This window comes from Kitasatospora sp. NPDC053308, from assembly GCF_055585785.1.
Map to the genome: position 1 here is coordinate 8,391 of NZ_JBVJJY010000013.1, position 25,741 is coordinate 34,131.

Annotated in this window: 20 protein-coding genes and 1 CRISPR repeat array; of the genes, 11 read left to right on the forward strand and 9 right to left on the reverse strand. The window is 72.4% G+C overall.

Features of this window, described 5'->3' with window-relative positions:
• Positions 1-3 precede the first annotated feature (3 nt).
• A CRISPR array of direct repeats spans positions 4-2,044; the repeat unit is 29 nt; unit sequence CGGCTGACCCCCGCGTGTGCGGGGAGGAG.
• A gap of 266 nt (positions 2,045-2,310) precedes the next feature.
• Complete coding sequence (locus tag ACZ6Y7_RS25795) at positions 2,311-3,453, reverse strand: ParB/RepB/Spo0J family partition protein (RefSeq protein WP_465760305.1); 1,143 nt, start codon at positions 3,451-3,453, stop codon at positions 2,311-2,313.
• Positions 3,453-4,112 (reverse strand): ParA family protein, encoded by a 660-nt coding sequence (locus ACZ6Y7_RS25800; protein WP_465760306.1) that lies wholly within the window; start codon positions 4,110-4,112, stop codon positions 3,453-3,455. Before ACZ6Y7_RS25800 ends, ACZ6Y7_RS25795 begins: the two co-directional genes overlap by 1 nt.
• Before the next feature lie 794 nt (positions 4,113-4,906).
• Between ACZ6Y7_RS25800 and ACZ6Y7_RS25805 the strand changes: the two genes are divergently transcribed.
• The 7 genes from ACZ6Y7_RS25805 to ACZ6Y7_RS25835 all read left to right on the forward strand — a co-directional run bounded on the left by ACZ6Y7_RS25805 (position 4,907) and on the right by ACZ6Y7_RS25835 (position 12,482).
• The gene (locus ACZ6Y7_RS25805; RefSeq protein WP_465760307.1) at positions 4,907-8,128 is read left to right on the forward strand and encodes an AAA family ATPase; all 3,222 of its coding nucleotides are present in this window, start codon (positions 4,907-4,909) and stop codon (positions 8,126-8,128) included.
• A 443-nt stretch (positions 8,129-8,571) separates the two neighbouring features.
• Entirely contained in the window at positions 8,572-8,850 is a 279-nt protein-coding gene (locus tag ACZ6Y7_RS25810) for a hypothetical protein (RefSeq protein WP_465760308.1), read from the forward strand.
• 177 nt (positions 8,851-9,027) lie between these two features.
• Entirely contained in the window at positions 9,028-9,282 is a 255-nt protein-coding gene (locus tag ACZ6Y7_RS25815; RefSeq protein WP_465760309.1) for a hypothetical protein, read from the forward strand.
• A gap of 372 nt (positions 9,283-9,654) precedes the next feature.
• A complete protein-coding gene (locus tag ACZ6Y7_RS25820) occupies positions 9,655-10,263 on the forward strand; it encodes a hypothetical protein (protein ID WP_465760310.1) in 609 nt (202 codons plus the stop codon).
• 45 nt (positions 10,264-10,308) lie between these two features.
• Positions 10,309-10,767, forward strand: a complete 459-nt coding sequence (locus tag ACZ6Y7_RS25825; RefSeq protein ID WP_465760311.1) for a hypothetical protein — start codon at positions 10,309-10,311, stop codon at positions 10,765-10,767.
• 17 nt (positions 10,768-10,784) lie between these two features.
• Entirely contained in the window at positions 10,785-11,108 is a 324-nt protein-coding gene (locus ACZ6Y7_RS25830) for a hypothetical protein (RefSeq protein WP_465760312.1), read from the forward strand.
• A gap of 1,203 nt (positions 11,109-12,311) precedes the next feature.
• Positions 12,312-12,482, forward strand: a complete 171-nt coding sequence (locus tag ACZ6Y7_RS25835) for a hypothetical protein (RefSeq protein ID WP_465760313.1) — start codon at positions 12,312-12,314, stop codon at positions 12,480-12,482.
• A 1,327-nt stretch (positions 12,483-13,809) separates the two neighbouring features.
• On the opposite strand, the gene ACZ6Y7_RS25840 is transcribed toward ACZ6Y7_RS25835, so the two are convergent.
• From ACZ6Y7_RS25840 to ACZ6Y7_RS25855, 4 genes are all read right to left on the reverse strand, one after another.
• Positions 13,810-14,130 carry a hypothetical protein gene (locus tag ACZ6Y7_RS25840; protein WP_465760314.1) on the reverse strand — a complete coding sequence of 107 codons (321 nt, stop codon included), beginning with the start codon at positions 14,128-14,130 and terminating at the stop codon, positions 13,810-13,812.
• A 123-nt stretch (positions 14,131-14,253) separates the two neighbouring features.
• Complete coding sequence (locus ACZ6Y7_RS25845) at positions 14,254-14,475, reverse strand: hypothetical protein (RefSeq protein ID WP_465760315.1); 222 nt, start codon at positions 14,473-14,475, stop codon at positions 14,254-14,256.
• 825 nt (positions 14,476-15,300) lie between these two features.
• Entirely contained in the window at positions 15,301-15,558 is a 258-nt protein-coding gene (locus tag ACZ6Y7_RS25850) for a hypothetical protein (RefSeq protein WP_465760316.1), read from the reverse strand.
• Positions 15,559-15,789: 231 nt separating this feature from the next.
• The gene (locus ACZ6Y7_RS25855) at positions 15,790-16,428 is read right to left on the reverse strand and encodes a TetR/AcrR family transcriptional regulator (RefSeq protein WP_465760317.1); all 639 of its coding nucleotides are present in this window, start codon (positions 16,426-16,428) and stop codon (positions 15,790-15,792) included.
• A gap of 107 nt (positions 16,429-16,535) precedes the next feature.
• Between ACZ6Y7_RS25855 and ACZ6Y7_RS25860 the strand changes: the two genes are divergently transcribed.
• Positions 16,536-17,966: an amidase gene (locus ACZ6Y7_RS25860; protein WP_465760318.1), complete on the forward strand. Its 1,431-nt coding sequence runs from the start codon at positions 16,536-16,538 to the stop codon at positions 17,964-17,966.
• Positions 17,967-18,277: 311 nt separating this feature from the next.
• On the opposite strand, the gene ACZ6Y7_RS25865 is transcribed toward ACZ6Y7_RS25860, so the two are convergent.
• Positions 18,278-18,865, reverse strand: coding sequence for a TetR/AcrR family transcriptional regulator (locus ACZ6Y7_RS25865; RefSeq protein ID WP_465760319.1), 588 nt, complete (start codon positions 18,863-18,865; stop codon positions 18,278-18,280).
• Between the two features lie 261 nt (positions 18,866-19,126).
• On the opposite strand from ACZ6Y7_RS25865, the gene ACZ6Y7_RS25870 reads away from it, so the two are divergent.
• Positions 19,127-22,345: a Tn3 family transposase gene (locus ACZ6Y7_RS25870; protein WP_465760320.1), complete on the forward strand. Its 3,219-nt coding sequence runs from the start codon at positions 19,127-19,129 to the stop codon at positions 22,343-22,345.
• Between the two features lie 115 nt (positions 22,346-22,460).
• Here the strand turns inward: ACZ6Y7_RS25870 and ACZ6Y7_RS25875 are convergent, their stop codons facing one another.
• Positions 22,461-23,054 carry a DedA family protein gene (locus tag ACZ6Y7_RS25875; RefSeq protein ID WP_465760321.1) on the reverse strand — a complete coding sequence of 198 codons (594 nt, stop codon included), beginning with the start codon at positions 23,052-23,054 and terminating at the stop codon, positions 22,461-22,463.
• Positions 23,051-23,803, reverse strand: a complete 753-nt coding sequence (locus tag ACZ6Y7_RS25880) for a class I SAM-dependent methyltransferase (RefSeq protein WP_465760322.1) — start codon at positions 23,801-23,803, stop codon at positions 23,051-23,053. The genes ACZ6Y7_RS25875 and ACZ6Y7_RS25880 overlap by 4 nt, the downstream gene beginning before the upstream one ends.
• A gap of 133 nt (positions 23,804-23,936) precedes the next feature.
• On the opposite strand from ACZ6Y7_RS25880, the gene ACZ6Y7_RS25885 reads away from it, so the two are divergent.
• On the forward strand, positions 23,937-25,088 hold the full coding sequence (locus ACZ6Y7_RS25885) for a sensor histidine kinase (RefSeq protein ID WP_465760323.1): 1,152 nt from the start codon (positions 23,937-23,939) through the stop codon (positions 25,086-25,088).
• Positions 25,085-25,735, forward strand: coding sequence for a response regulator (locus ACZ6Y7_RS25890; RefSeq protein WP_465760324.1), 651 nt, complete (start codon positions 25,085-25,087; stop codon positions 25,733-25,735). The genes ACZ6Y7_RS25885 and ACZ6Y7_RS25890 overlap by 4 nt, the downstream gene beginning before the upstream one ends.
• The last annotated feature ends 6 nt before the right edge of the window (positions 25,736-25,741 follow it).

Consider the following 25,741-nt stretch of genomic DNA (forward strand, 5'->3'; position numbering starts at 1 on the left):
GTGCGGCTGACCCCCGCGTGTGCGGGGAGGAGCCCAGGCAACCTGGACCACCCGGTCCACTACGCGGCTGACCCCCGCGTGTGCGGGGAGGAGAGGCCGGCGAGGGGGCGGAGCGGTCGTACAGCGGCTGACCCCCGCGTGTGCGGGGAGGAGCCCAGGCAACCTGGACCACCCGGTCCACTACGCGGCTGACCCCCGCGTGTGCGGGGAGGAGAGGCCGGCGAGGGGGCGGAGCGGTCGTACAGCGGCTGACCCCCGCGGGGGCGGGGAGGAGCCCAGGCAACCTGGACCACCCGGTCCACTACGCGGCTGACCCCCGCGTGTGCGGGGAGGAGAGGCCGGCGAGGGGGCGGAGCGGTCGTACAGCGGCTGACCCCCGCGGGGGCGGGGAGGAGAGGATCTGTTCGTCGCTCAGCTCGCCGGCGTCCGGCTGACCCCCGCGTGTGCGGGGAGGAGGGGCTGTCCCGGACGGTGACCTTCTCCTCGATCGGCTGACCCCCGCGTGTGCGGGGAGGAGGCGCACGGCGAGGCGCCCGCCCCGAGCCGCTGCGGCTGACCCCCGCGTGTGCGGGGAGGAGGCCGTCGCGGCGTCGATGTCGATGCCGATCCGCGGCTGACCCCCGCGTGTGTGGGGAGGAGACCACGGTGCAGCTCTATCTCGCGCTGCGCTCCGGCTGACCCCCGCGTGTGCGGGGAGGAGCACGCCGACACCTCCCCGGCCTCGCGCAGCTGCGGCTGACCCCCGCGTGTGCGGGGAGGAGACCCCCCGAAGGTCGAGCCGCGTCGTCGGCTACGGCTGACCCCCGCGTGTGCGGGGAGGAGAAGGGTCGATCCAGGCTCCAGCCCGGAGCCTGCGGCTGACCCCCGCGTGTGCGGGGAGGAGAAGGGTCGATCCAGGCTCCAGCCCGGAGCCTGCGGCTGACCCCCGCGTGTGCGGGGAGGAGTACTACTACCGCGTCTCCGCAGTCGTCGCCCGCGGCTGACCCCCGCGTGTGCGGGGAGGAGGCCCGGTAGGCCCGGGAGGAGCAGCTGCGCCCCGGCTGACCCCCGCGTGTGCGGGGAGGAGCCTCTGACAGCACCGACGGGGCCGCCGCACAGCGGCTGACCCCCGCGTGTGCGGGGAGGAGGGGCTGGTCCATGTGCCGTCGACGGCCTGGCACGGCTGACCCCCGCGTGTGCGGGGAGGAGATCACGGCGTGCATCGCCGTGCCGGTCGGATCCGGCTGACCCCCGCGTGTGCGGGGAGGAGGTCCAAGGTGGTTCGCCTCTGAGCAACGAACGCGGCTGACCCCCGCGTGTGCGGGGAGGAGACCCACCAGCGCACGTGCGGCCCCATCCCGCCCGGCTGACCCCCGCGTGTGCGGGGAGGAGCTCGGCGTACTGGGCGCTGGTCAGATGCCAGGGCGGCTGACCCCCGCGTGTGCGGGGAGGAGCGGACGCGCTGTGCGCCGCCGCCGCCCACCGCCGGCTGACCCCCGCGTGTGCGGGGAGGAGGACGGACTGCACGTCCTCCGAGAGGGCGAGTGCGGCTGACCCCCGCGTGTGCGGGGAGGAGTCGACTTTCGAGGCCGCCCTGGCCACCTACCGCGGCTGACCCCCGCGTGTGCGGGGAGGAGGCCCGCAGGCCGAGGACCACGCGGACATCGTCCGGCTGACCCCCGCGTGTGCGGGGAGGAGAGGAAGAAGCCGATGGCGATGCCCACGAAGAGCGGCTGACCCCCGCGTGTGCGGGGAGGAGCCCTTCGTCTGGCCGCCGGAGGAGCCGGGCCCCGGCTGACCCCCGCGTGTGCGGGGAGGAGCGCGACGTCATGGAGCTGTGCGGCTGTCTCGGCGGCTGACCCCCGCGTGTGCGGGGAGGAGTGGAGCAAGACCACGATCAACGTGCCGTCGGGCGGCTGACCCCCGCGTGTGCGGGGAGGAGGACGGCTGCGGCACCTGGCAGTCGAAGGAGACCGGCTGACCCCCGCGTGTGCGGGGAGGAGGCCTTCGCGGCCGCTTCCTTCGCCTCGGCGATCTGGCTGACCCCCGCGTGTGCGGGGAGGAGACTTCCTGACCTGCGGCGCAGCAACGGCTTTGCGATTTCTTTACTGATGGCGTGTTGGCATCGACTGCCTGCCAGTGCGTCGCTGTGTGTGGGAAGGGGGCTGTTGAGGAGTCAAGGAGCGCTGGACATCGTGCCATGAGCGGGCCTGGCAGCGTCCGCGGAGTGTCGGTGAGGATGTTGGCCGCCGACTCGCGTCGGCGGTCGGACCCGTGACAGCTGTGGTGTCCCGCCTCGCCTTCCGGGAGAGGCGGGACACCACGGGTACGTCAGCTGCTGGTCGTCAGCAGACGGTTGGCCAGGGCGTCGGCGAGGCGGTAGGCCTCATCGGCCGAGAGGGTGCGGCAGATGGCGTCTGCCAGTTCCTCGACGTTGTGCCAGTCGACGTCGCCGAGCTCCACCACCGGGGTCGGTGCTGCGGGCTTCTCGCGCTGCTCCGGCATCGGGACCGGTTCGGAATTTTCCGCGGAAAATCGGTCGGCGCTCGGCGTGGGCTCCGTGCTCGCAACCGGAGCCTGCGGGGCAGGTTCCGGCCGGGACGTCGGAGGAACCACCGGCTGCGGAGCCGCCGGCGTCGCCTCCACCACCGGTCGGGCGGCCGGCGTCGGGGCGACCGTCGGCTGCGGGGCCGGCACGTCGGCAGGAGCGGCCTTGGCCGCGGCCTTCGCCTCCACCCGCGCCGCCCGCTTGGCCGCCACCGCGTCGGCGTCCGACTGGAGCAGTTGCTCCAGCTCGGCCGTCTGCTCGGCCAGGGACATCTCCTCGATGCCCTTCACCGATCCCAGGCGACGCGCGACGTTGATGGAGACGCCCTCCTCGCCGCGCGCCTTGGCCCGCACCTGGCGCTGCAGCTCCGGATGGAGCTTCAACAGGTTCTTGCGGTGCGAGATCCAGCTCTGGGACCAGCCCTCGGCCTCGGCGGCCTCCTTGGCGGTCGGGTACTGCGCCACGATGAGCAGGACCGCGTTGGCCTCCTCGATCGGGTCGAAGTCCTTGCGCGCCATGTTCTCGTCGAGCGCGGCGCGCAGCAGGGTCGCCTTGGACTCCGCCACCGTGTCGTCCACGACGACGAGCAGCTGCCCCCGCCCGTACAGCTGCGCGGCCGCCCGCCGGCGGTTGCCGTTGACGATGACCACGTCCTGCGGGCCCGCTCCGAGCGCCTGCCGATCCTCCGGCCACAGCCGCAGGTACGCCTCCGGCGTGACGGCGAGGCAGCTCTGCAGCTGTCGGTCCTTGATGCTCGCCAGGTCCGAGAGGTCGCCCAGCTCGTCGCGCGGGTTGCGCGGGTTGGGCAGGCAGTTGGCGGTGGGGACCCACCGCGCGGTGGTGTCCTTGGGGCTGCTGTCCACACCCGGGGCGTCGACGACCGGGTCGGCGGCCATGGACGCGAAGGAGACGCGACGGCCGGCCATCAGCGACCCCCGTACCCGAGCTCGAGGGACAGGCGGAAGAAGTCCTCGCGCGCCCGGTAGGCGGTGCCGCTCTCCTTGTACTGGGTGACGACGGTCCCCTCGGCGACCGCCCGCGAGTGGATCTTGTAGCGGCGCAGGACGGTCTTGGCGCGCGGCCAGCCCTTCGCCGCGATGTACGCCTCGGTGTCCTCGAGGTCGGCGCGGCCGTCCCGGGGGTCCCAGTTGTTGACGACGATCCGGAAGGGGATGTCCATCGGCTCGATGACCTTCTGGATGGTGCGGGCCGTCGGGTCGAAGCACAGCGGCTCGGTGATCATCGGGACGAGGACGTCGTCCGCGATCTCCAGCGCCCGGCGCAGGATCTCCTCATCGGCCAGGGTGCCCGGCGTGTCGATGAAGATGTGCTCGTACTCGTCCTTCTCGCCCAGCACGTCGAAGGTGCACGCCGCGAGGTTGACCGTGGTGGTGGTCTTGCCCACGCCGCCCTTCTGGTTGGCGATGACGTGGATCTTCGCGCCGGTCTTCTTCAGGTGGATCAGCTGATCGGCCTGCTCGTGCGCCGCCATGAAGTCGAAGGGCAGGTTGTCTCCCACCCGCTCCGCCCAGACGACGGCGGACCCCTGGGGGTCGGTGGACACGACAAGCACAGATGGCTTCATGATGTTCCGTTCTCTCCGTGGGCTTCCCGGGCGGTGTTGCCCGGTACTGCGGATGCCCGCCGCTCAAAGCCGAGGGCGGCGGACGGGGAACAGCATTCCAGATGATCACGTAGGAGCCTCACCCGACCCGCGTGTCATTGGGCACAATGATCGGATCTGATTCCGTGCCGAGAGTCGACCTCTTCTCTTTGAAGCGGGGTTCCTGGTTTTTCCTCGGCAGGCATGGCGACGTTTGTGCGGCAGAGGGGGGAGAACGCCTGAAAGGCAGTAACTCAAGCGCGAGAATCGAACCCCGGTTGCTGTGGTCCGACCTGCGCGTGGTGGTGGGGTGAGATCGCCCTCGCCTCGATGACGTCGTGTGGGAAGATGTTCTGATCCCTCGTGGAGACCCAGCAGGTGGCACGACTGGGCCATGGCGGGTCAAGAAGTTGCAAAGGTGCTGCATCGCCGCGGGGCGGAAAGTCCCTTCCTCGCACACGCGGGGGTCAGCCGGTCGTGCTCGTCACCAGCGACCGTTTCGATGCGTCCCTCCCCGCGCTCTGCGGGGGTCAGCCGTACGGCGCGCGCTTCCCGTTCATCTGGGAGGCCCTTTCCCCGCACGCGCGGGGGGCAGCCGGACACGAGCGGTGCGGTGACCACCGAGGTTCGATTCTTCCTGGGTCCGCTGCGGCGGGGGATGCGTACGGCAGTCCCCGCCGGGCCGGCACGGCTCGCGGCGTCTACGACGCATGCGGCCCCGCGCCCTCGGTCGCCGGCTGACGCACGCGCGCGGCCGACGCGGTCTCAGCGGCGGTGTGACGCCGCCTCGCAGCCTTGACCGCAGCCTGCGACAGCCCGATGCGCTCCGCCGCCTCGGCGGCGTCGGCACCGGTGTCGAGCAGGGCGACGACGAGGGCGTCGGCCGCCGCGGACTTCGCGGCGAGCTTGGCGGCGCGCTGCGCCTGCTCGCCGGCACCGCGGACGTGGTCGAACTGGAGTCCGTCCACCGCTTCCGCGCCCCGGGCGAGGCCGCCGCCTCCCTCGCCCTGCGCGGAGGCGAGCCCGAGGACGCCTGGACCTGGTACCTCGACCGGGGACGCGTCGTCGCGGGCACCCGGGAGCAGATGCTCCACCAGGTCTTCGCCGACTGGCAGCGCGACACCGAGGCCGGCCTCACCGCCATGATGATGGCCGACGACAACGCCACCGTCGACGAGCTCAACGCCATGGCCCAGGCCCACCGCCTCGCCACCGGACGCCTCGACACCACCCGCGCCGCACGGCTGCGCGACGGCGCCCGCGCCCACGGCGGCGACCTCGTCGTCACCCGCAGGAACGCCCGCAGGAACGCCCGCAGGAACGTCGTGCGCGGCGGCAAGGACTTCGTCAAGAACGGCGACCAGTGGTCGGTCCTCAGCGTCCAGGACGACGGCTCCCTGGTCGTGCGCCACACCGGCCACGGCGGGCGCGCCACCCTCCCCGCCGACTACGTGGCCCGGTCCGTCGACCTCGGCTACGCCGGCACCGCCCACCGCGGCCAGGGCGCCACCGTCGACACCGGCGGCGGCCTGTTCACCGAACGCACCGCCCGCGAATCCGCCTACGTCGCGAGGACCCGCGGCCGCCAGGAGAACCGCGCCTACGTCGTCCTCGACGACGGACGGACGATCGCCGACGTCCTGCACGCCATCGCCCGCAACACCCAGGCCTCCCGCTCCGCCACCGACACCGTCCGCGAGGAATGGGACCGGGCCTGGGGCATCCGCCGACTCGCGGCCGAGTACACCGACGCCCACGCCCGCGCGCTGTCCCTGCGCTACGAGACCATGCTGCGCGACGTCCTCGGCCCCGCCGCCGAGGCGTTCATCGCCGCCGACGCCTGGCCCGCCGTCGTGCGCGCCGTCCGCGACGCCGAACGCGAGGGCTTCGCCCCCGAGCGCATCCTGCGCGCCGCCCACGGCGAGCGGGACTTCCACGACGCCGAGGACGCCTCCGCCGTACTGTCCTGGCGTATCGACAACCACGTCGAACAGGCCCGGGACACCCTGCGGACACTGCGGGAGCACAGCCCCCGCCGCCCCCTGGCCGACCTGACGGCCGAACAACTCGACGCCCTGGCCGAACGCGCCGCCGAGCGCCGCGCCCACGCGCTGGAGGAACTCCACCGGGCCGACGCCCGGGTGGCCAACCAGCCGCGCCGCGTCAGGGTCGACGGCCGGGAGGTCCAGGCCTGGCCCCACCGCGTGTACGGAGACCGCACCCGCGCCCGGCTCGCCGAGGAGATCGCCTGGACCCGCCGCTACGCCCGTGCCCTCGGCCGCACGGACCCCGACTCCGCGTCCGCGCGAGAGGCCTACGAGACCCTGGCCGCGCTCGTGCACGAGCAGAGGCTGCGCGCCCGGATGGCGCCGATCGACCGCATGCGCGAGATCTGGCAACGCGAACCGGGCACCGGCCACGCGGCCACCGCGGGCCAGGAAGGCGTCATCGTCTCCGCGACGATGGGTGCCAACGTCGAGGCACAGGAGGAGGCCCGCCGGCGGGGGGAGCGGGCCGACGTGGTCATCGCGCGGATCCGCGCCGAGCAGCGCCTGCGCCGCCTCCTGCCGGGCAGCCCCCCGCCCGTCCCCGACCACAGCGGCCCGGTGCCCGAGTGGCTCGCGGAGCGCACGGTCGAACGGGACGGGCACACCCCGCCCGCCTGGATCGACCACCTGCGCGAACGCCGCGAGGTCATCGAGGCCGCGCTGCGCCGCACCGGCCGCGTCCTCGCCCAGGACCCGCCCGCCTGGGCGCGCGTCCTCGGCCCCGTCCCACCGCCGGACCACGACCTGCGCGAGGCCTGGGAGCGCGCCGTTTCCCTCGCCGACGCCTGGCGCACCCGCCGAGGGCTGCGCGACGGCGACCCCGGGATCGGCGGGCGGCCGGACGACGAGCGGGACGCCCGGGCGTGGCAGGCACTGCACGACGAGGTCGCCGAGGTCGGCCGCCGGGCCCGCGCCGTCGAGGCCGCCGCCCGGCGGAGCGAGGCCCTGTACCCGGCGGCCGGGCCCGAACCGCGCCTCGACTCCCTCGCACCGCTCGTCGCCGACCAGACGCGGGCCCCGGGCGCGGACGGTCCGGCCTTCGCGGCGTCGAGCGGCGGACCGCCCGAGGGCCGGGACGTCGCCGTCGCCGAGGAGACGACGCCGGACCTTCCCGACGAGGCGCCCGTCGAGGAGACCACTCCCGCGGCGGTCGAACCGCCCGTGTGGCAGGGGCTCCCCTACGCGACGCTGTCGGACGTCGAACTCACGGACGCCATGGCCCACGCCGCCGACGCCGCGGAGAGCGCCTACCGGCAGGCGACCGCCCGGGACGCCGAGGCCGCCGCGCTCGCCGCCGCACTCGATCCGGGCGGCGAGGTCGAACAGCAGGTCACACGGCGAGCCGAGCGGGTCGCGGCGATCCTCCGGATGCGCGAGGCCGCCGACCTGATCCAGACACTGGAGGCCGGGGCCGGGGCTGATGAAGCGGACCGGGAGGCATCCGGCATCGAGGAACGGCTCGCCGAAACCGCCCTCTTCGGCCGGCCCGCCGTGCGCGGCGCCGACCGTCAGGCCCTGGAGCGACGGCTGACCGCCGTCCGCGAGGGCCGCGCCGAGCGGGCCCGGCAGCAGATCGTCCAGGCCATCGCCCAGGCGGGCGACCCCGCCGAACACGAACGACTGCTGGAGAACTGGCAGCAGGCCGGCGGCACCCGGGACACCGTCCTCGAACGCACGAAGGCCTCCCGCCGCCGCGGCCTGCGCGCCGCCTGGGACGAGGCCAAGGCCGCGTGGGAACGCTGGGACGCCCTGCAGGCCTCGACGACGGCGATCCGCCAGGAGATGAACCGCCGCGACGCCCTGCCCCACAACCAGCGCGTCGCCGAGGAGGCGCGGCGGATCCAGGCCGCGCGACAGCGCGCCGTCGACTCCCAGTGCCCGCAGGAGCGGCACCAGCCGGGCCGTGATCGGGACCGCGGCGGTCGGGGATTCGGTGGCCCAGGGCTGTAGGGCGCTCACGCGTGGCCGCTGTCGGTTTCCAGGACGGTTTATCTCGGTGACCCGTCGATTCCCATCCGTACGAATACTCAGTCGGAATGGGGTGATCGCCATGGGAAATGAGCTGACGGGTTCCGACAACCAGCCGTTGGAGAGCGTGAGTTGTCGGTAGGTTGGTTACATGCCCGGACACAACCCGAGACCGGTTCTCCTGGATCACCATGCCGATCGGGCAGCCTCCGGCGGCCGATGCGGGACCCAGCCGTCCGGGTGCGGACCTTGCCCCCGTCGACACCGCGCGGCTCGAACCGCGTCATCGCGATGAGCGACACAGAGCGACAGGCTCCCGTCTGCGACCGGACGGCGATCATCCGACGGAACGAGCTATCTGACGACGAAGGGGTTTGGTGAACCTCGCTGAAGACAAGGCCCGAGCCCGCGAATCGAGGAGCAAGATGACTGAGCACAGCCCGACCGTCTCCATTCCCGACGACGTACCCACCTCTGTGGTCTACGACATGCTCATCGACACCGCGACGCACCTGTCGGCCCGCTACGTGGCCCTCTCTGACGACGCCGCCACCGAGGACGGGCGCCGCCACTGGTGGGGCAAGGTCATCGACCTCCGGGACGAGAAAGAGGCAGTCGACGTCGACGACAGGGTCGCCATGATCAGCAAAATCAGCGCGTGGACGGCCAGGATCCGCCAGCTGGACGCGGAGCGCCGTGGCTGACTCCGCCTCGCACGAGCTGACGCCGGAGCACCTCCGGGAGGTGTTCGGCGCGGAGATCGTCGACTTCGCCCGTTGCCCGCCGACGCGACGTTCTCCGGAGTGAACGAGAGGCATCCCGGACAGCGGGGTTCGAACGAGCTGCTGCCCCTGACGACAATCCATGAGAGGGGGAAACAGATGGACACCGAATTCGACGAGGACGTTCCCACCGCGATGGTGTACGAGGCTCTCGACGAGCGCGCGAATCAGTTGGTCGCCCGCTACGTCAGCCTGCACCGAGCAGCCGACAGCGACGAGGAACAGGCCGAATGGTGGGAGCGCGTCACAGCGGTGCGTGACATCCGACGGCAGGTCCCCGCCTACGACCGAGAGGCGATCATCAGGCAGATCGGTCTGTGGGACGACGAACTTCGGCAGGTTCCGCGTGCCTGACCCGCGCTCCTGTCAGCTGACCGAGGACGAACTGTTAGCGGCGTTCGACTGCCGAGGCGGTGTTCGCGACTTCGTTTTCGGCGGAGCCGCGCCTCAGGCCGTGCCACGTATGGTGCTACTCGGCGCCCAGCCGGCGGCGGGGCAGTCCCAGGCCATGGCAACGAGTGCCCGCCGTCGTCGCCGACCAGGCCGCCGGGCCTTACAGCAGCGTGCCGGACGCCGACTCGCGGCGACGCTCGCCCGGGTCACCGAGGAGGCGGCGGCCGCCCGGAACCACGCCGTGCACGCCGAGTCCCGGGCCGCGGGGCTCGCCGCCGCGCGCTCGCCCCGGGCGGGGAGGTCGAACAGGGCGTCACCGAACGCGCGAGGCAGGTGGACGCCATCCTGGACGCCCGGTACGCCACCGAGCTGGTGGAGCGCCTGAGCGCCGAGGTCGGGCAGGCGCGGGAGCAGGCCGCCGAGATCGAGCGGCAACTGGCGGAGCGCGGCGTGCTCGGGCGGCAGGTCGTGCGCGGCGCCGACCGCGAGGCGCTCGGACAGCGCGCGGCCGAGCTCCTGTCGTCCGCGACGCAGAAGGAGGACGAGCTCATCTACGCTCGCGACCGGCTGGAGTCGGCCAGGAGACTGGCCGGGCCCGCCGACCAGCACGACGCCGTCCTCGAGGCCTGGCAGGAGGCGGGCGGCAGCCACGCCGAGGTGCTCGCGAGGACCGCGGCCTCACGTCAGCGGGGCGTGGAGGCGGCCCGGGCCGAGGCACTGGAGGCGCAGCAGCGCGCGAGCGGCCTGGGAACCTCGGTGGGCTTGATCCAGAACGAGCTGGACCGGCGCGGCGCCCAGCCCCCCGCCCAGCGCGCCGCCGAGGACGCCCAGCGGGTCCTGACCGCCCAACGGCTGGCCCAGCAGAGCCGGCAGACGCGGCAGGACGGGCCGGGCCTCGGCCTGGAAGGCCAGAGCCGCAGCGGGCCTTCGGCCTCGCGGTAGCTCCGGCGTCCTACGGGCGGGGGCTGGAGGATACGGTGACCACGGGTGACAGTGACGACGCCGGGGGGCGGGATGGTCGAGTTCGAGGTGCCGGGGCCGGAGCCGGACTGGGAGACGGCCCCGTCGTACCAGGGCGGTAAGCGCAATCCGGCGTTCCAGCAGAGCATGTGGCAGTTCGCGGCGAGCTCGTTCCGGGCGGTGGCGGGGTTGCGCCCGCCGCTGGCGGCGCTCGCGGCGCGTCTGCGGCTGACGGTCGAACGCGGTTGGGAGGATCTCGGTCCCGTCGACGTCGCCATGTTCCGCGTCGAGGGGACGGCCTTCGCCCTGAGTGAGCTCGAGGGAACCACGCCGCCCTACACGCTCGTGTGGGTGGACCGTTCCACGGAAGACCCGGAGGCGGCGCTCGACACCCTGCTCGGCGCCCTCGGGATCGGCCGTGAGGCGCTGGCGTTCCGCGGCAGCGTGGAGGACGGGTTCGAGCACTGCGATGGGTGGTCTGGATGAGGGATCCGGGGACATCGATGGTCGAGCTGCGGTGCGAGGCCGTCCGCTGGGTGGACGGCGATTCGTTCCCGGGGATCGTGGAGGTCCGGCTCACCGATGCGGGCGGACGGCGCTGGTCGTTGCTCGACAAGGCCCCGGTCTTCGGCGGCGGGATGGATCTCCACCCTGATTCGGCCTATCCGGTGGAGGTCACCGTCGACTGTGTGGTCCGCGAGTGCTTCGGCCCGCCGGACGACGACGGGATCGTCACCGTCTCCACCTCGCCGCACGGTGTCACGACACCGTGCGGGCGTGAGGAGTTCACGGTCAGAGAGGCCCAGCTCATCCTCCGAGAGCCGTGAGGGGAGACCCGCGACTCCCTTCACGGCGCGGCGGAGCAGCGGGTCCCCGTACGTGCGCGACCGCACGGAGGCGGCCCACGGCCGTGAACCCGGCGCACCGCCGAGGCGAAACTCTCCTCCCCGCACCCGCGGGGGTCAGCCGTGGGCCAGTTCGACTGCGCTGGTGCGGCCGCCCTCCTCCCCGCACCCGCGGGAGTCAGCCGCCGGGCGCGGTCGTGCGGATTGAGTCGGTCAACTCCTCCCCGTATCCGCGGGAGCAGCCGTACCTCGGATGAGATCCCGGTTTGGACGGCTTCTTTCTCGTACTTGCGCCCCTCCGGAGTCTTGGGAGCGCACAGGGCAGCCACCCCCGAAGACCCGGGGAAGGCGACCGCTTAGATGTGTCTTCTTTTGGTGGTTCTTGGTGCCAAGGTGTGCCGGATACTTCTGGGGTGCTGTTGACGTGGATCGCCGAGGTAGCAGACGAGCCGCTGGTGCTGGAGCCGACTGACCGGCGAGTGGAGTGGGAGACCCACACCTGGGGGGTTTGCAGCGTCGGACCGGTCTCACGCTGACCGATTCGGTCCGGTCAGTGGCCCCCTTCGAGGGCGCGGATTCTCACCGAGTCGATGGCGCACCGGCCTGGGCGAAGCCTCCGCACACGTCTCGAAAGACTTGTTTTAGACAACCGCCAAGGCCACGACCCTCTCAGCAGAATCGCGCGCGCCCCTCACCCCGCTTTTCCCACGCACATCAACCACCCTGCGACTGAGCGGTGGTGTCCTTCGTCGGTTGTCTAAAGCAGACCTTGTCGAGGCGATGGACCGGCCCGACGGCCATACGCTGGAACGGCTCGCGGCTCTCATCAGGGCGCGGGGGCGGCGGTGGTGGCCGCACGCCGGGGTCTTGGGCCGCCGAGCGCTCCTCGCGCAGCACCTGCTCCACCGCTGAGCCCCCGCCGCCCGGCCGGGCGGCCCCTCACCCGGTCCGCGGTCAAGATGCACAGCAGGTGCGATCTCGCCGCGGACCACTGCTACGCCCTGCGCAGCACCGGTCCGCGCCCGCGTGTGGTCCTGCACGGCCCTCCCGGCCGGCGGCCGGTCCCGCCGGGCTGGCCGCTGTCCAGGCCGCGCGCCCCGGCAGCTGGCCGATGAGCTGGCGCACGTCCTGGCGGCCGACGTCGTCGTCGGCCGGGTGCACGGCGCGGGGCTGCCGGAGCCGGCGATGGGGGAACGGATCGCGTTGGCCGCAGTCTGCGCGCTCGCCGCGGCGATGCCGTCCTCGGTGCTCGACGAGCCGGAGCGCGAGCTGCCCGGGCTGGCCGCCACGATGGACGCCGCCGTGGCAGCCGACCGGGCCGCCTGCCCGAACAGAGGTGACACAGCCTGCCTGTGAATCGCTCCAACCTGGGGAAATGGCCGGTCAATGACACAACCCGTACAGGTATGGCATGAGCCGGCGCCGTGTTCGGGCAGCCGCTGGCGGGCAGGAAGGGTGCGGGCGAGTGAGAGCACCAGGAGCCGGCTTTCCGGGTCGGCGAGGCCGAGGCACAGCGCCTGACCGACGCGTTGCGCGAGTCGGTGGAGCAGGTGCGCACCGCCGTCGCGGGGCCGCGGCTCCCACCGTGGTGGTTTTTAGTGGTAGAGCCTGTCGAGCCAGTTCCTGGTCGGTCGCTCGTGGTAGGCGGTGCTGAGGGTCCAGGAGACAAGGGGGCCGTGGGTCTCCCGACTCGAGGGTCGTTGCCTCGGGATCGGTCGAGATGTGCAGGCGAAGGTCGTGCCGGTCTTTGCGGGGCTGCCACAGGGTGACGAGGTGCTCGCCGGAAATGTCCCAGTCGAGACGAACGTACTGCTGGTTGTCGGAGCCGGAGTGGGGGCCAGGGCTGCTGGGATCCGGTTTCGGTTCGAACTCGTCCGAGAAGGGGATGCGCCGGGACGGAAGGCGCTCGATCAGCTCGGGCACCACCTGGTCCATGGGCGCCGACGGTACGAAGTAGGCGGTGATCCGCAGCTCTCCCCTCAGGGCCACGCTGGAACCACTGAAGAGGTGGACCCGGGAAGCCCGTCGGCACTGGTCCACCCTCTGGCTGAGGACGGGCCGCAGTCCGCACGACCGCGCGATCGTGGCCAGCCGCTCCCGCGACCGTTCCTCGGCCTCGTCGCGGGCCCGTCGGACGGCCTTGGAACGGACGACAAGGCGCAGTCGCCACGTCGCCGGCACACCGGAGTTCAGCGCCTGCACGGCGAAGATGGTCAGGACCCCCACGGTCCCGAATAACTTCTTCAGCTTCGCCTTGACACGGCGTTCACGGCTCATCGGGCCATGCTTCCCGCCCACGCGGCCACAGCACATGAGTACGCGTACTCGGTTCCGGCGGCCAGCCGCCCCGCCAGCCCGGCAGTAGCGGTCGGTGCGGTCGGCGTCCGACCCGCCCTCCACGCCTGGGGCGCCTTCGCCTCAGCGGGCAGCGAGGCCGTCGAGGATCGCCGGGGCGTCCTCGACCGAGCCGGCCGGGTCGGCGACCGGGTAGAGGACGCCCCGGACGGTGCGGTTGGCGTCGAGGACCAGCGTGAGCCGCTTGAGGCGTTCGGCGACCGCGGCGCGGAAGGAAGGTGGGCAGCCACAGGGCTGCGGCCGGTTCCAGCCCCGCGTCGAACAGCAACGGGAACGGGATCCGGTGCCGGGCGGCGGCGTCGACGCGGCGAAGGAGGTATTCCGTGGGTCAGCGGGCGAGAGTCACGGTCAGTGCGTCGGGGCAGCCGGTCGCGAGCTCCTGCACCGCCTCTCGCGCCCTACCGTCGACGGACAGGCCCCAGCGGGTCTTCACGGCGGTCCAGTCCGTGAGGTAGGTGCAGCGGTAGGCCTGCAGCGGCGGCAGCCACTCCGAGATGTCCTTGTCCGCCCTCGCCCGGTTGCTGCGCGCCGACACCGCGACCAGGGCGCGGGCGTCGCTCAGCGCCTCGGCGGCAACGGTCGCTCCGAAGCCGGCCGGACATGCGCGTGGACCCGGCTGCCAGTGGGGGGTGCTGGCGGCCGGGTCCACGGCCGAAGCGCTCCGCGGGCCCGGGGGGGGGTGGGCCGGAGCCACTCTCGACCGTCCTTCTCACCCCGAATGCGCCGGTCAAACCTGTTCCAGCAGCCCCGTGCCCGGTCCGGGTAGGTCCGCTCAGTGGGCGCGGTCCTGCAGATCGGCCATGGCGACAGCGGCGCGGATGTACCGGTTCCGTCCGAGGTCGCCGACGCTCTTGATCTTCAGCGCTTCGAGCGCAGTGCCGTGGGCGTCGGTCAACCCGGCCAGGGCCGACACCGGGGCCTTGAGCACCTCCTCCAGCGTCAGGTTCTCGTACGCCTTGTCGAGGAGCTTGTCGAGGTCCGCTGTCACCGTCATGGTCTGTCGCCCTTCCCGTCGGATGCGTTCTCCCGCCAGGAAACCCGCCGGATCTTAGGCTCGCACTTCGAGTAGGGCGCCCGGATGAGAGCCTCGAGCAGCATCGGATCCTCTCTGTGCCGGGGCCACACCCCCGGCTGTCTGTGCCATCGCGCGCTTGGCCTCGCCGGATGGACCGGGGCTTGCGCGGCTGCGCAGCTCGGCGTGGACGGTCTCCCCGGAACGGCTCGACGGGGGGCCCCGGTGGCCGCCGGTCAGGTGGTGGCCCGGGGCGCGCCGCGGCCCGCCCCGGCGGTGAGCGCCAGCACCGCCGGCACGCCGCAGAGAACGACGAACGGTCTTGAACGCCGACCGGGCAGCAGGCCCTGACCACCGCGGCGGCCGGGCCGCAGTGGTCGGCGCAGCGAACCGGGCCGGCCCGCGGGGCGGCCGGGGAGTCTGCGACAGGTGATCTTCACCTTTCCCTAGGGTTACGGGAGTTCCCGGTGGCGAGCCTGCTGCCGGGACTTCGTCTTTCCGGAGGGCGAACGATCTTGCGATACGTGCGGCTGCTTCGGCGGGGCCCGGTTCTTCTCCTGTGGGGCGCGCAGACGGCGTCGGTGTTCGGTGACCGGCTGTATGCCTTGGCGGTGATGTGGCTGGCCTGGCAGAGATCCGGCGGCGCGGCGATGGGCCTGGTGGCCATCGCGGAGTCGGTGCCGTACATCGTGCTCGGCACCGTGGGACGTCCGCTGATGGAGCGGTTCACCACGTTGCGCTCGCTCGCCGTGGTGGACCTGGTCCGCATGGTGCTGGTCGCGATACTGCCGTGGACGTGGGAGGCGTTCAGCGACTGTGGTCGCCGGGGGCGTGCTTCTTCCAGGTGCTGCCAGCCTCGGCGGCGAGGGCTTCGGCGTGGACGGTGTGGTAGCCGAGCATCCCGGCGACCACGGACGGGGGCGCTTGCAGAACGAGTTGCCGTAGGGCGGCGGTGCGGCCGTGCAGGGTGGGGATGCCCGTGACGGCGAGCCGCCTGCCGAGCGTCGCGGGGTCCAGGGGCTGTCCGGCCCGGCGCCCGGGGAAGAGCCAGTCGCCGGTCGGCATGGTTGCGCCGGGCCGGTTCGGCCGCCCGGTGCGGACGTAGGTGTGCGGCGAGCTGGCGAAGGGCTCGGGGACTGGGGTGGGCGGCCCGCCGAGCCGGAGCAGGACCCGGTGGCCGTCGGCGAGGACGTCGTGGACGGTGAGCCGGGCCAGGCGTCGGAGCGGCTGGGCGAAGAGGAGGACGACCCGGTTGGACGGCGGGCCCGAACGGTGGACGGTGAGTCAGATCACGCGTCAGCGGCCCAGGACGTTCACGGTGGTGTGACCCGGTAGGACATGCCGCTCCCAGAGGCCGCCCAGGTGCGTGTGCAGGACATCCTGCGCCTCTTGCGAGGTGAGACGGCCGATGAGGACGTGGGCGGTGAGGCCGTCGGCGAGGGCAAGGAGGGCGTGGGCCTCGCGCTGCGGGTCGACGGGCGCAGCGCGTCCGGCGCTCTCGCCGACTTCCCGGATGAGCTGGGTGAATGTCTCGTGCAGGGCCGCGTAGTTGGCCTTCAGCGTGTCGGCGAGCGGCTCACTGACCACGGCCTGCGCGACGAAGGCGAGCCAGACCCGCGCCTCGGTGTGATGTTCTTCGCGGAGCAGTGCGACTTCGGTGACCGCGTGGCCCAGGGCGGTGGCGGCCGATTGGGCGGGGCTCCGGACGAGGCGGGCCCGGGCGCGTTCGGTGATCCGTTCGCCGATGTTCCCGAGCGTGAACGTGAGCATCTCCTCCTTGCTGCGGAAGCAGCGCTGCACGGCGCCCATCGACACCTGCGCGCGGGCGGCGACGTCGCGCAGGGTCACGCCCTCCAGCCCGTGCTCGTCGGCGAGGAGGCAGACGGCCTCGGCGATCCGCCGGCGCCGGTCCTCGTGATCAACCTGTCTGGGCATGCCTGGGGCCTCCGTTGGTCGATCCGTTATTCGATGCGGGCGTATCGGTTCCCAGGATACAGTTCCGATGCAAGCGCATCGGAACGTGGACGGGGAGGACGAGACTCATGGGGGATGCCCTGTGGAAGCTGTCGGCTGCCGCGCAGGCGGAGGCGGTGCGCGGTGGTGAGGTCTGCGCCGTCGAGCTGGTGGAAAGCCATCTGGAACGCATCGCCGAGGTCAACCCGGAGGTGAACGCGGTCACCCAGCTTCTGGCGGAGCGCGCCCGGGAGGCCGCCGAGCGGACGGACCGGCGGCGGGCCGCCGGCGAGGAGCTGGGACCGCTCGCGGGGGTGCCGTTCACGGTGAAGGAGTCCACGGCCATCGAGGGCGTGCCGACCACGTTCGGCACCCCGCGCTTCCGCGACCTGGTGGCCCCGGCGGACGCGCCCCCGGTGGCCCGGCTGCGCGCGGCCGGGGCGATCCCGATCGGGCACAGCAACTTGCCCACCCTGATCGTGGCCGGGATGCACACGCGCAGCGAGCTATTCGGGGACACGGTCAACCCTTGGGACCGCGACCGGACTCCCGGCGGATCGAGCGGGGGCGACGCGGTGGCCGTCGCCACGGGCATGGCCGCGCTCGGGCTCGGCAACGACTCCGGGGGATCGGTGCGGGTCCCGGCCCAGTTCTGCGGTGTGGCCGGGCTGAAGCCGACCACCGGCCGCTTCCCCGCCGACCACCGGATCCTCGGCTCGGACGACCCCGGCCCTGCGTCCCAGCTGCTGGTCACCGACGGCCCGTTCGCCCGGAGCGTGGGCGATCTTCGGCTGGCGTACGAGGTACTGGTCGGCACCGATCCGCGGGACCCGCGGGCCGTACCGGTGCCCGCGTACGGCGAGCCCCTCCCCGGGCCGGTGAAGGTCGCGGTCGTGGCGGACCCCGGCGGGCACGGCGTCCACCCCATGGTGCGCGCGGCCGTCGTGACCGCGGCCGACGCGCTGCGGGACGCCGGGTACGACGTGCACGAAGTCCCGGACGTGCCTCGGCTGGACGAAGCGCTCGACGCCTACCACCGGATCATCGTGACCGAGTTCGCCCCGACCTGGCCGGTGGTGCGCAAGCTGCTCGGCGAGGGCGGCGACCGCTTCATCGGGCTGGTGATGGAGCGGACCCCGCCGGCGAGCGCGGACGAGTTCATGAAGCTCATGGGCACCTGGCTGCACATCCGCCGCTCCTGGGCCGAATTCCTCCACGACTACCCGCTCCTGCTCGGCCCGTCGTTCACCGAACCGCCCGTCGAACCCGGACTGGAGTCCCGCGACCGGGCCGGACGGGACCGCGTCGGGTCGGGGCTGCGCCTGTGCACCGTGACCAGCTTCGTGGGTGTGCCTGGGGTGGCCGTGCCGACCGGGCTGGCCGGCGGGCTGCCGTCCGGAGTGCAGGTCGTCGGTCGCGCGTTCCGCGAGGACCTGTGTTTGGCCGCGGCCGAGGCGATCGAGGAGCGGCTCGGAGTCCTCACACCGGTCGACCCGGGCTGGGGCGTTCGGGCTGATTGAGCCCCCGGGTCGCAGCGGCCTCGCGCTCCGGGCTGGCTGTTGGGGTGCCGGCCGCGCGCAGAGCCGGGCGGTGCTGGCGGCGAACCTTCCAGGTGTTTTGTCATATCGGGTGGCGATGCCTCGCCAGGCATTCAGCATGTCGATCAGCCGCTCGACGGTGTTCCGCTCTGATCGAGCGGCCGACCCCCTGACCGGAGCCCGGTCTGCGCCCGGCACTCTCGTGTGGCCCGGCGGCGGGGCCGCACCGGGTGGCAGCAGCGCCACGATGCCGAGGAGCGGGACGAGGGCGTGATCCGGCGGGGTACCGCGCGTCAGGCCCCGAACAGGGCGAGGGTGTCGGTGACGGTCCGCAGCAGGCTGTCCGCGTCGGCGCCGTTGCGGGAGCGGAGGTTGACGCCGTAGGCGAGCAGGGCCAGGGTTTCGGCGGCGGCGGCGACGGCCAGGTGCGGGGACAACTGGCCGTCGCGGCGGGCGGCGTCGAGGGCGGTGTGTAGCGCGTCGCGGAGTTGGCGGTGGTGGTCGTCGAGCAGCGCGCGAACCTCCGGGTCGTGGTGTTCGGTGCCCAGATGGGCGTTGACGACCATGCAGCCCCAGCCCGCGTGCTCGCCCGAGCATCGGACCGCGATCAGCCCGCCGAAGAAGTCCCGCACGGCGGGCAGGCCCCGGCCATCGTCTGCGAGTTGGCGGAAGGCCGGCTGCGCGCGGTGTCGCAGGTAGCGGCGCAGCGCGGCGTGGTAGAGCTGCTGCTTGCCGCCGAAGGTGGCGTAGAGGCTGGAGCGGTTCAGCCCGGTCGCGGCGACGACGTCCTGGATCGACGCCTCGGCCGCGCCGTGCTGCCAGAACAGCCGCTCGGCGCGCTCCAGCGCCAGCTCCGGGTCGAAGTGCTTGATGTCGGGCATGGCGGACCGCTCCCGGGTACTTGAAATGGTTGTTCCAAGATAGGGGTCCGGCCAAGGTGCCTGCGAAACCCACATTGAGATGATCTTGAAGCCTTGATCCGCCGGCCGGGTCCCCATGAGCGGATCAATATCATCTGGCGTTCTGCCATGTCCTGGCTTGGGGCGTTCCGGTCCCCGCCCGTCGATCTTCCATGACGATGCCCACCGCGCGGGTGTGCTCCCGTGGTCGTGTTGGCATCGGAGTTGGGCGGTCAGTGGGACATGACGTCGATCGAGCGGACGGCGTATCCGCGGTTCAAGCGGCTGATCACCGCGCGTGAGCTGCACCTGTTCTTCTCGCCGAGCCGTGAGGAGGTCGCGTGGTGCCAGGAGCGCGCGGACAGCGAGGACCACCAGCTGTCGCTGCTGCTGCTCTTGAAGTCCTACCAGCGGATGGCGCGCTTCCCGAAGTGGGAGGAGGTACCGGACACGGTGGTCGACTTCGTCCGCAAGGTGGTGGAACTGCCGGAGGGCACCGCGCCGGGCCAGTACGCCTCGGTGCGGACGGCGGAGGCCCACCGCGGCCTGGTCCGGGCCCGGGTCGAGGGAATCCGGTTCGACGCGGGTGAGGCCCGGCAGGTGGCGCGCGAGGTGATCCGGGCCGAGGCCGGCTCGAAGAACAACCCAGCGGACCTGATCAACGTAGCGCTGGAGCAGCTGGTCCAGAAGGGCCTGGAGCTGCCGGCGTTCTCCACGCTGGACCGGATGGCGATGAGCATCCGCACGGAGGTGAACAGCGACATCTTCAACCGGATCTACGAGCGGGTCGGCGAGGAGGAACGGGCCAGGTTGCTGCGGCTGCTGACCGTGGTGGGGCTGGACCGCAAGACGGTGTTCAACCAGCTCAAGCAGTCCGCCCAGCGGGCTACCTGGTCGAACATGAGGAAGCTGGCGGACCACCGCAAGTGGCTGGACGGCCTGGGCGAGACCGGGGTGTGGCTGGAGGGCCTGGCGGCCGGGAAGATCGCGGACTTCGCCGGGGAGGCGGAGGCGGCAGACGCGGGCGTGTTGCAGGACTATGCGGAGGTCAAGCGGGTCACGCTGATCGCGTGCCTGGTCCACAAGGCCCGGATGCGGGTGCGCGACGACCTGACCACGATGTTCGCCAAGCGGGTGGCGATCAAGGCGAAGCGGGCCCGCACCGAGCTGGAGGAGATCCGCAGCCGGCAGCAGGCGATCGTGGAGGGCCTGATCGGCAACTACCGCACGCTGCTGCGGCAGGTGGACACGGACGGGCCCGCGCAGAGGGCCCGGGCGAAGGCCGGCGCGCTGACCAAGGAGACCCTGGACGCGCTGGAGGGCCTGGACGAGGCGGCCGGGGCCTCGGAGGTGAACCGGCGCCTGAAGCAGCAGGTCGCGGCGGCGTTCCTGAAGCTGGCCGAGGGCCTGATGGTGCAGTCCAACGGCCTGTTCAGCGTGACCTCGGCAGTGGACGGCTTCGGCGGGTTCGACGCCCAGTACGCCCAGATCGAGAAGGTCTCCGCCCACCACGGCGACAACTGGGAGGTGCTGATGCACGGGCACCTGAAGGCCGACCGCTCGGTGATGCTGAACCTGCTGGAGAGCCTGGACCTGGTGGCCACCAGCGAGGACAGCCGTGTGCTGGACGCCTTCAGACACCTGCTGCGGTTCCGCAACTCGCGCGACTACATCCCGGTACGGGGTGTGGACGACAAGGGCCGCGACACCGGGGTGGTGGACATCCGCTTCGCCACCCAGAACTGGCAGAAGATCGTGCGGGACCGGACCCGCCCGGGCTCGTACGTGCGCCGGCACTTCGAGGCGATGGTGCTCTTCAACCTCGCCGAGGAGCTGCGGTGCGGCGACATCGCAGTCCCCGGCTCGGAGGAGTACGCCGACTGGAGCCAGCAGCTGCTGGGATGGCGGGAGGTGGAGGAGCGGCTGCCGGCCTACCTGGTCGAGGTCGGCTTCCGCGAAGCCGGCGACGAGACGCCGTTCGACGCCGCCGCGTTCCGCGCCCAGTTGCAGGACCGGCTCACCGAGGCCGCAGCCGCCGCGGACTGCGGCTACCCGGAGAACGAGGGCCTGTTCATCGACCCGAAGACCGGGGTGCCCACGCTGGAGAAGTATCGGGCGGACGAGCGGCGCCCGAGCGCGGTGAAGCTGGAGCAGGCCATCAAGGCCCGCCTGCCCGAGCGGTCGCTACTCGGCGTGCTGGCGCGCACCGCGTACTGGATCGAGTGGTGGCGGCGCTTCGGGCCGGCCTCCGGCCACGACCCCAAGCTCAAGGACGCCTTCGGCCGGTACGTCATCACGACCTTCGTCAACGGCACCAACATGGGCCCCTATGAGGCGGCCCGGCACATCAGCGGGGTGAGCGGGCACGAGCTGTCGGCCACCGCGAACCGGCACTTCACCGTCGCCAAGCTGAACCAGGCGATCACGGATGTGGTCAACGCCCACGGCCAGCTGGACATGTCCCGGGCCTGGGGCGACGGCACGGCGGTGGCAGCCGACGGCACCCACATGGACACCTACCTGAACAACCTGGTCGCCGAGACCTCGATCCGCTACGGCCGGCCCGGCGGCATCGCCTACCACCACGTCGCCGACACCTACATCGCGCTGTTCACCCACTTCATCCCCTGCGGCGTGTGGGAGGCGGTGTACATCATCGAGGGGCTGCTGAAGAACGAGTCCGAGATCCAGCCGACCACGATCCACGCGGACACGCAGGGCCAGAGCTACCCGGTGTTCAGCCTGGCACACCTGCTGGGGTTCGAGCTGATGCCGAGGATGAGGAACTGGAAGGACCTGGTGTTCTTCCGGCCCACCCGGCAGACCTCCTACGTCCACATCGACGCGCTGTTCGGCGAGGCGGGGCGCAACGTCATCGACTGGGACCTCATCGAGCACCACTTCAAGGACCTGATGCGGGTCGCGCTGTCGGTGCGCGAGGGCACCGTCTCATCGGTGCTGCTGCTGCGGCGCCTGCGCTCCGGGTCGCGCAAGAACGCCCACTACGCGGCGTTCCGCGAGGTGGGCCGGGTGATCCGCACCATCCAGTTGCTGCGCTACCTGACCGATCCGCAGATGCGCCGGCGGGTGACGGCCGCGACCAACAAGGTCGAGGCGTACAACGGCTTCTCCGAGTGGGTACGGTTCGGCAACCGGGGCGTCATCACCGACAACGACCCGGTCGAGCAGGAGAAGGTGGTCAAGTTCAACGCCCTGCTCAGCAACTGCCTGATCTTCCACAACACCCTGGACATCGCCCAGGCGGTGCGCGAGCTGCAGGCCGAGGGCTGGAAGGTCGAGCCGGAGGACCTGGCGGAGGTCTCGCCCTATCTGACCGAGAAGATCATGCGGTTCGGCGAGTACTCCACCCACGAGCTCGACCTGGCGCCGGAGGCGTACGAGCAGCACCTGGACGTCGACTTCACCAAGTTCGACCCGCAGAACCACACCGAGGCTTCCTGACGGTCCGCCCCGCTGCCGGCCTCGGTCGGCCGACCGACCGACGTCAGGGCCGCACAGTGTGATGCCGTGCCGGGTGTTTCGGGCAGGACGGCACCATTCGGGCTGGACCGGGCAGCTACCTGCGCTTCCTCAGCCACAGGACCACACCCGCGATGACCGCGAGGGCGACGACGCCAAGGACGGGACCGCCGAGGGTGAGAAGGCGCTGAAGGGAGGTCGCGGCGAGGTATCCGGTGCCGGCTTCGGCGGCGGCCCACAGGCCGGCGGCGACGGCGCTGTAAGGGGCGATGCGCCGGTAGGGCAGCCGGGTGGCGCCGGCGAGGTGGGGGGTGAGGGTGCGGACCATCGGCAGGAAGCGGCCGAGGAAGACGGCGCGGCCCGCGTGGCGGGTCATAAGGGTTTCGGCGTGCTGCCAGGCGGCGGCGGGGATGCGGGCTCCGATGCGGCCGGTGCGCAGGCGCTCGCCCAGGAAGCCGCCGGTGCGGTGGGCGAGGTAGTCGCCCACGACCGCTGCCGCGCCAGCGGCCGCGATGACGAGGGGAAGGCTGACGGTGCCGGCGCGGGCCATGGCGCCGACCGTCAGCAGCAGGGCGAGGGTCGGGGTGAAGGCGCCGAGCAGCAGGGCCGACTCGGCGCAGACGACCAGGGCCAGTACCGCGTATACGGCGGTCGGCGGCAGGTGGGCGAGGGCGTCGGTCAGGAAGTTCACCGCTGGACACCGGCCTGCCGGCTGTCTCGCCCGAGCGGGACACCGAGCGTGCGCTTCCGGTCGCCGGGGGTCTCGGGGCGCCGCAGTTCCCAGACGTGGGCCGGGGGCAGGTTGGCGAGGACCGTCCAGCGGCCGGCGGCGTAGCGGTGTTGGTAGGCGGTCATGATCTCGTCGACGGCGGCGTGGCGGCGCGCTTCGGCGCGGGAGGAGAACAGGGTGCGGGCCTTGCGGGTGCCAAGGTAGGCGAAGTAGGAGAGGGTGCCGCCGGGGTGCAGGAGGTCCATGTAGCGGGCCATGATCTTTTCGACCTGGTCGGGGGTGAAGTTGGTGAGCGGCAGGCCGGAGACGATGACGTCGTAGCGGCGGTCGGTGTCCAGGTCCTCGACCAGGGCCTGGTGCACGGTGACCTGGGTGTGCCGGGCGGCCCGGGTGTCGACGAGGTGCCGGAGCCGGGGGGTGAAGCGGGGGTTGGCCTCGACGACGTCGAGGCGGCTGCCGCGGGGCAGCTGGGGCAGCAGGGCGCTGGTGACCGCGCCGGTGCCGGCACCGGCCTCCAGGACGGCCAGCGGGCGCGGGGCACGGACGCGGACGGGGTCGGTCAGGGTGCGGGCCAGGGCCTTGCCGCTGGGGGCGATGGCGCCGGTGGTGCGCAGGTCGCGCACGGCTTCCCGCAGGAACGCCCAGCCATCCGTACGGGTGCGTGTCGCGGCGGTGGCCCGGTTCGTGTCCTGCTTGTCGGTGTGGTTCATGGATTCGACGGTAGGAACCGGGAAGGGGCCACGGTTCGGCCGTTGTGCGACGCAGACCCCCTACGAAAGTAGGGGTGTGGCGGTAGCCGATCGTCGAGGGGAGCCCACGGTGGCGGTGCCTACGATCGGCAGGGTGAGCACACGATCAAGACCCGGCTGGGCAGCCCTGACACGCGCGGTGTTCCTGGCGCTCCTGGTGGCGGCCGCCGCGGCGAACGCCTCGACCGTGGCCGGCGGACGCTACACGGTCCCGGTGTTCGCCGTGGCGCTGGTGTGCGCGGTGGTCCTGACGGTGCCCGCGTTGCGGTGGCCCGCCGCGCCCGCTGTCGCCACCGCGGCCGTGGCCTGGTGGGGGTGGCCCCTCGCACCGCTGCTCGCGGTCGCCTCGTTCGATCTGGCGCTCGCCCGCCGCACGCGGGTCGCGCTGGTCTGCATCGCCGTCGCCCTGAGCGCCAACCCGCTCGGCGTCGAGGCCACGTCCGTGTGGAACGGGCGGGAGTGGGTGGCGGCGGTGACCGTCCTGCTGTTCGCGCTGGTCGTCGGCCTGTGGCAGGGCAACCGCCGGCGCCTGCTCCAGACGCTCGCCGACCAGGTCGAGCACCTGCGCACCGAGGCCCGGCTGCGCGAGGAGGCCGCCCGCGCCGCGGAGCGGGCCCACATCGCTTCCGAGATGCACGACGTCCTCGCCCACCGCCTCAGCCTCATCGCCCTGCACACCGGCGTCCTGGTCACCCGTAGCCCCGACCTGCCCGCCCCCGTGGCCGAACGCCTCGCCCTGCTGCGCGGCGCCTCCACCGAGGCGCTGGCCGACCTGCGCGAGGTCCTCGGCGCTCTACGCGAGCCTGACACCGCCGGCGAGGGCGCCGCGCTCGAACCGGCGATACGGGAGGTTCATGATCTGGTCGAGCAGGCGCGCGCCGCCGGACAGGCCGTCGAGCTGACGGTCGACGGCCAACCGGAACAGGCCCCGACCACGCACCGCCTGGCCGTCTACCGCATCGTCCAGGAAGCGCTGACCAACGCCCGCAAGCACGCCGAAGGCGCCCGGGTCACCGTGCGCGTCGACTACCGGCCGCCCGCGACCCGCGTCGAGGTCACCAACAGCGCCGGCGTCCCCGGCGCGAACGCCTCCTCCGGCTCCGGCTACGGACTCGTCGGCCTGCGCGAGCGCGTCAGCGCCCTGGGCGGCGACATGGACACCGGACCCGCCGGAGCGGGCGCCTGGCGCCTGGCGGCCCGCCTTCCCCACCCCACCACCCCCGACCAGAACGGCCCCCGCCCGTGATCCGCGCGATGATCGTCGACGACGACGCCCTGGTCCGCCTCGGCCTGACCGACCTCCTTGACGGCGACCCCGGCATCGAGGTCGTCGCCCAGGCCGCCGACGGCCTCCAGGCCGTCGAACAGGCCACCGCCCACCGCATCGACGTCGCCCTCGTCGACGTCCGCATGCCCCGCATGGACGGCATCACCGCCACCGCCCGCCTGCGCGCCCTGCCCCACCCCCCGAAGGTGATCACCCTGACCACCTTCGACCTCGACGAGTACGTCTACAACGCGCTCGCCGTCGGCGCCGACGGCTTCCTCCTCAAGGACACCGACCCCGTCGAGATCCTGCGCGCCGTCCACCTCGTCGCCGCCGGCTCCGCCATGCTCCACCCCGCCGCCGCCCGCCGCGTCATCGACCGCTACCACGCCACCAACCGACCCGTCGCCGCTTCCGCCCAAGCCCGCATCGAACGCCTCACCCCCCGCGAACGCGACGTCCTCGCCCTCCTCGCCCAAGGCGAGACCAACGCCGACATCGCCACCCGCCTGGCCATGCGCGAAAGCACCGTCAAAGCCCACGTCAGCCGCATCCTGACCACCCTCGACGTCACCAACCGCGTCCAGGCCGCCCTCCTCGCCCGCGACGCCGGCCTCACCACCTGACCGCAC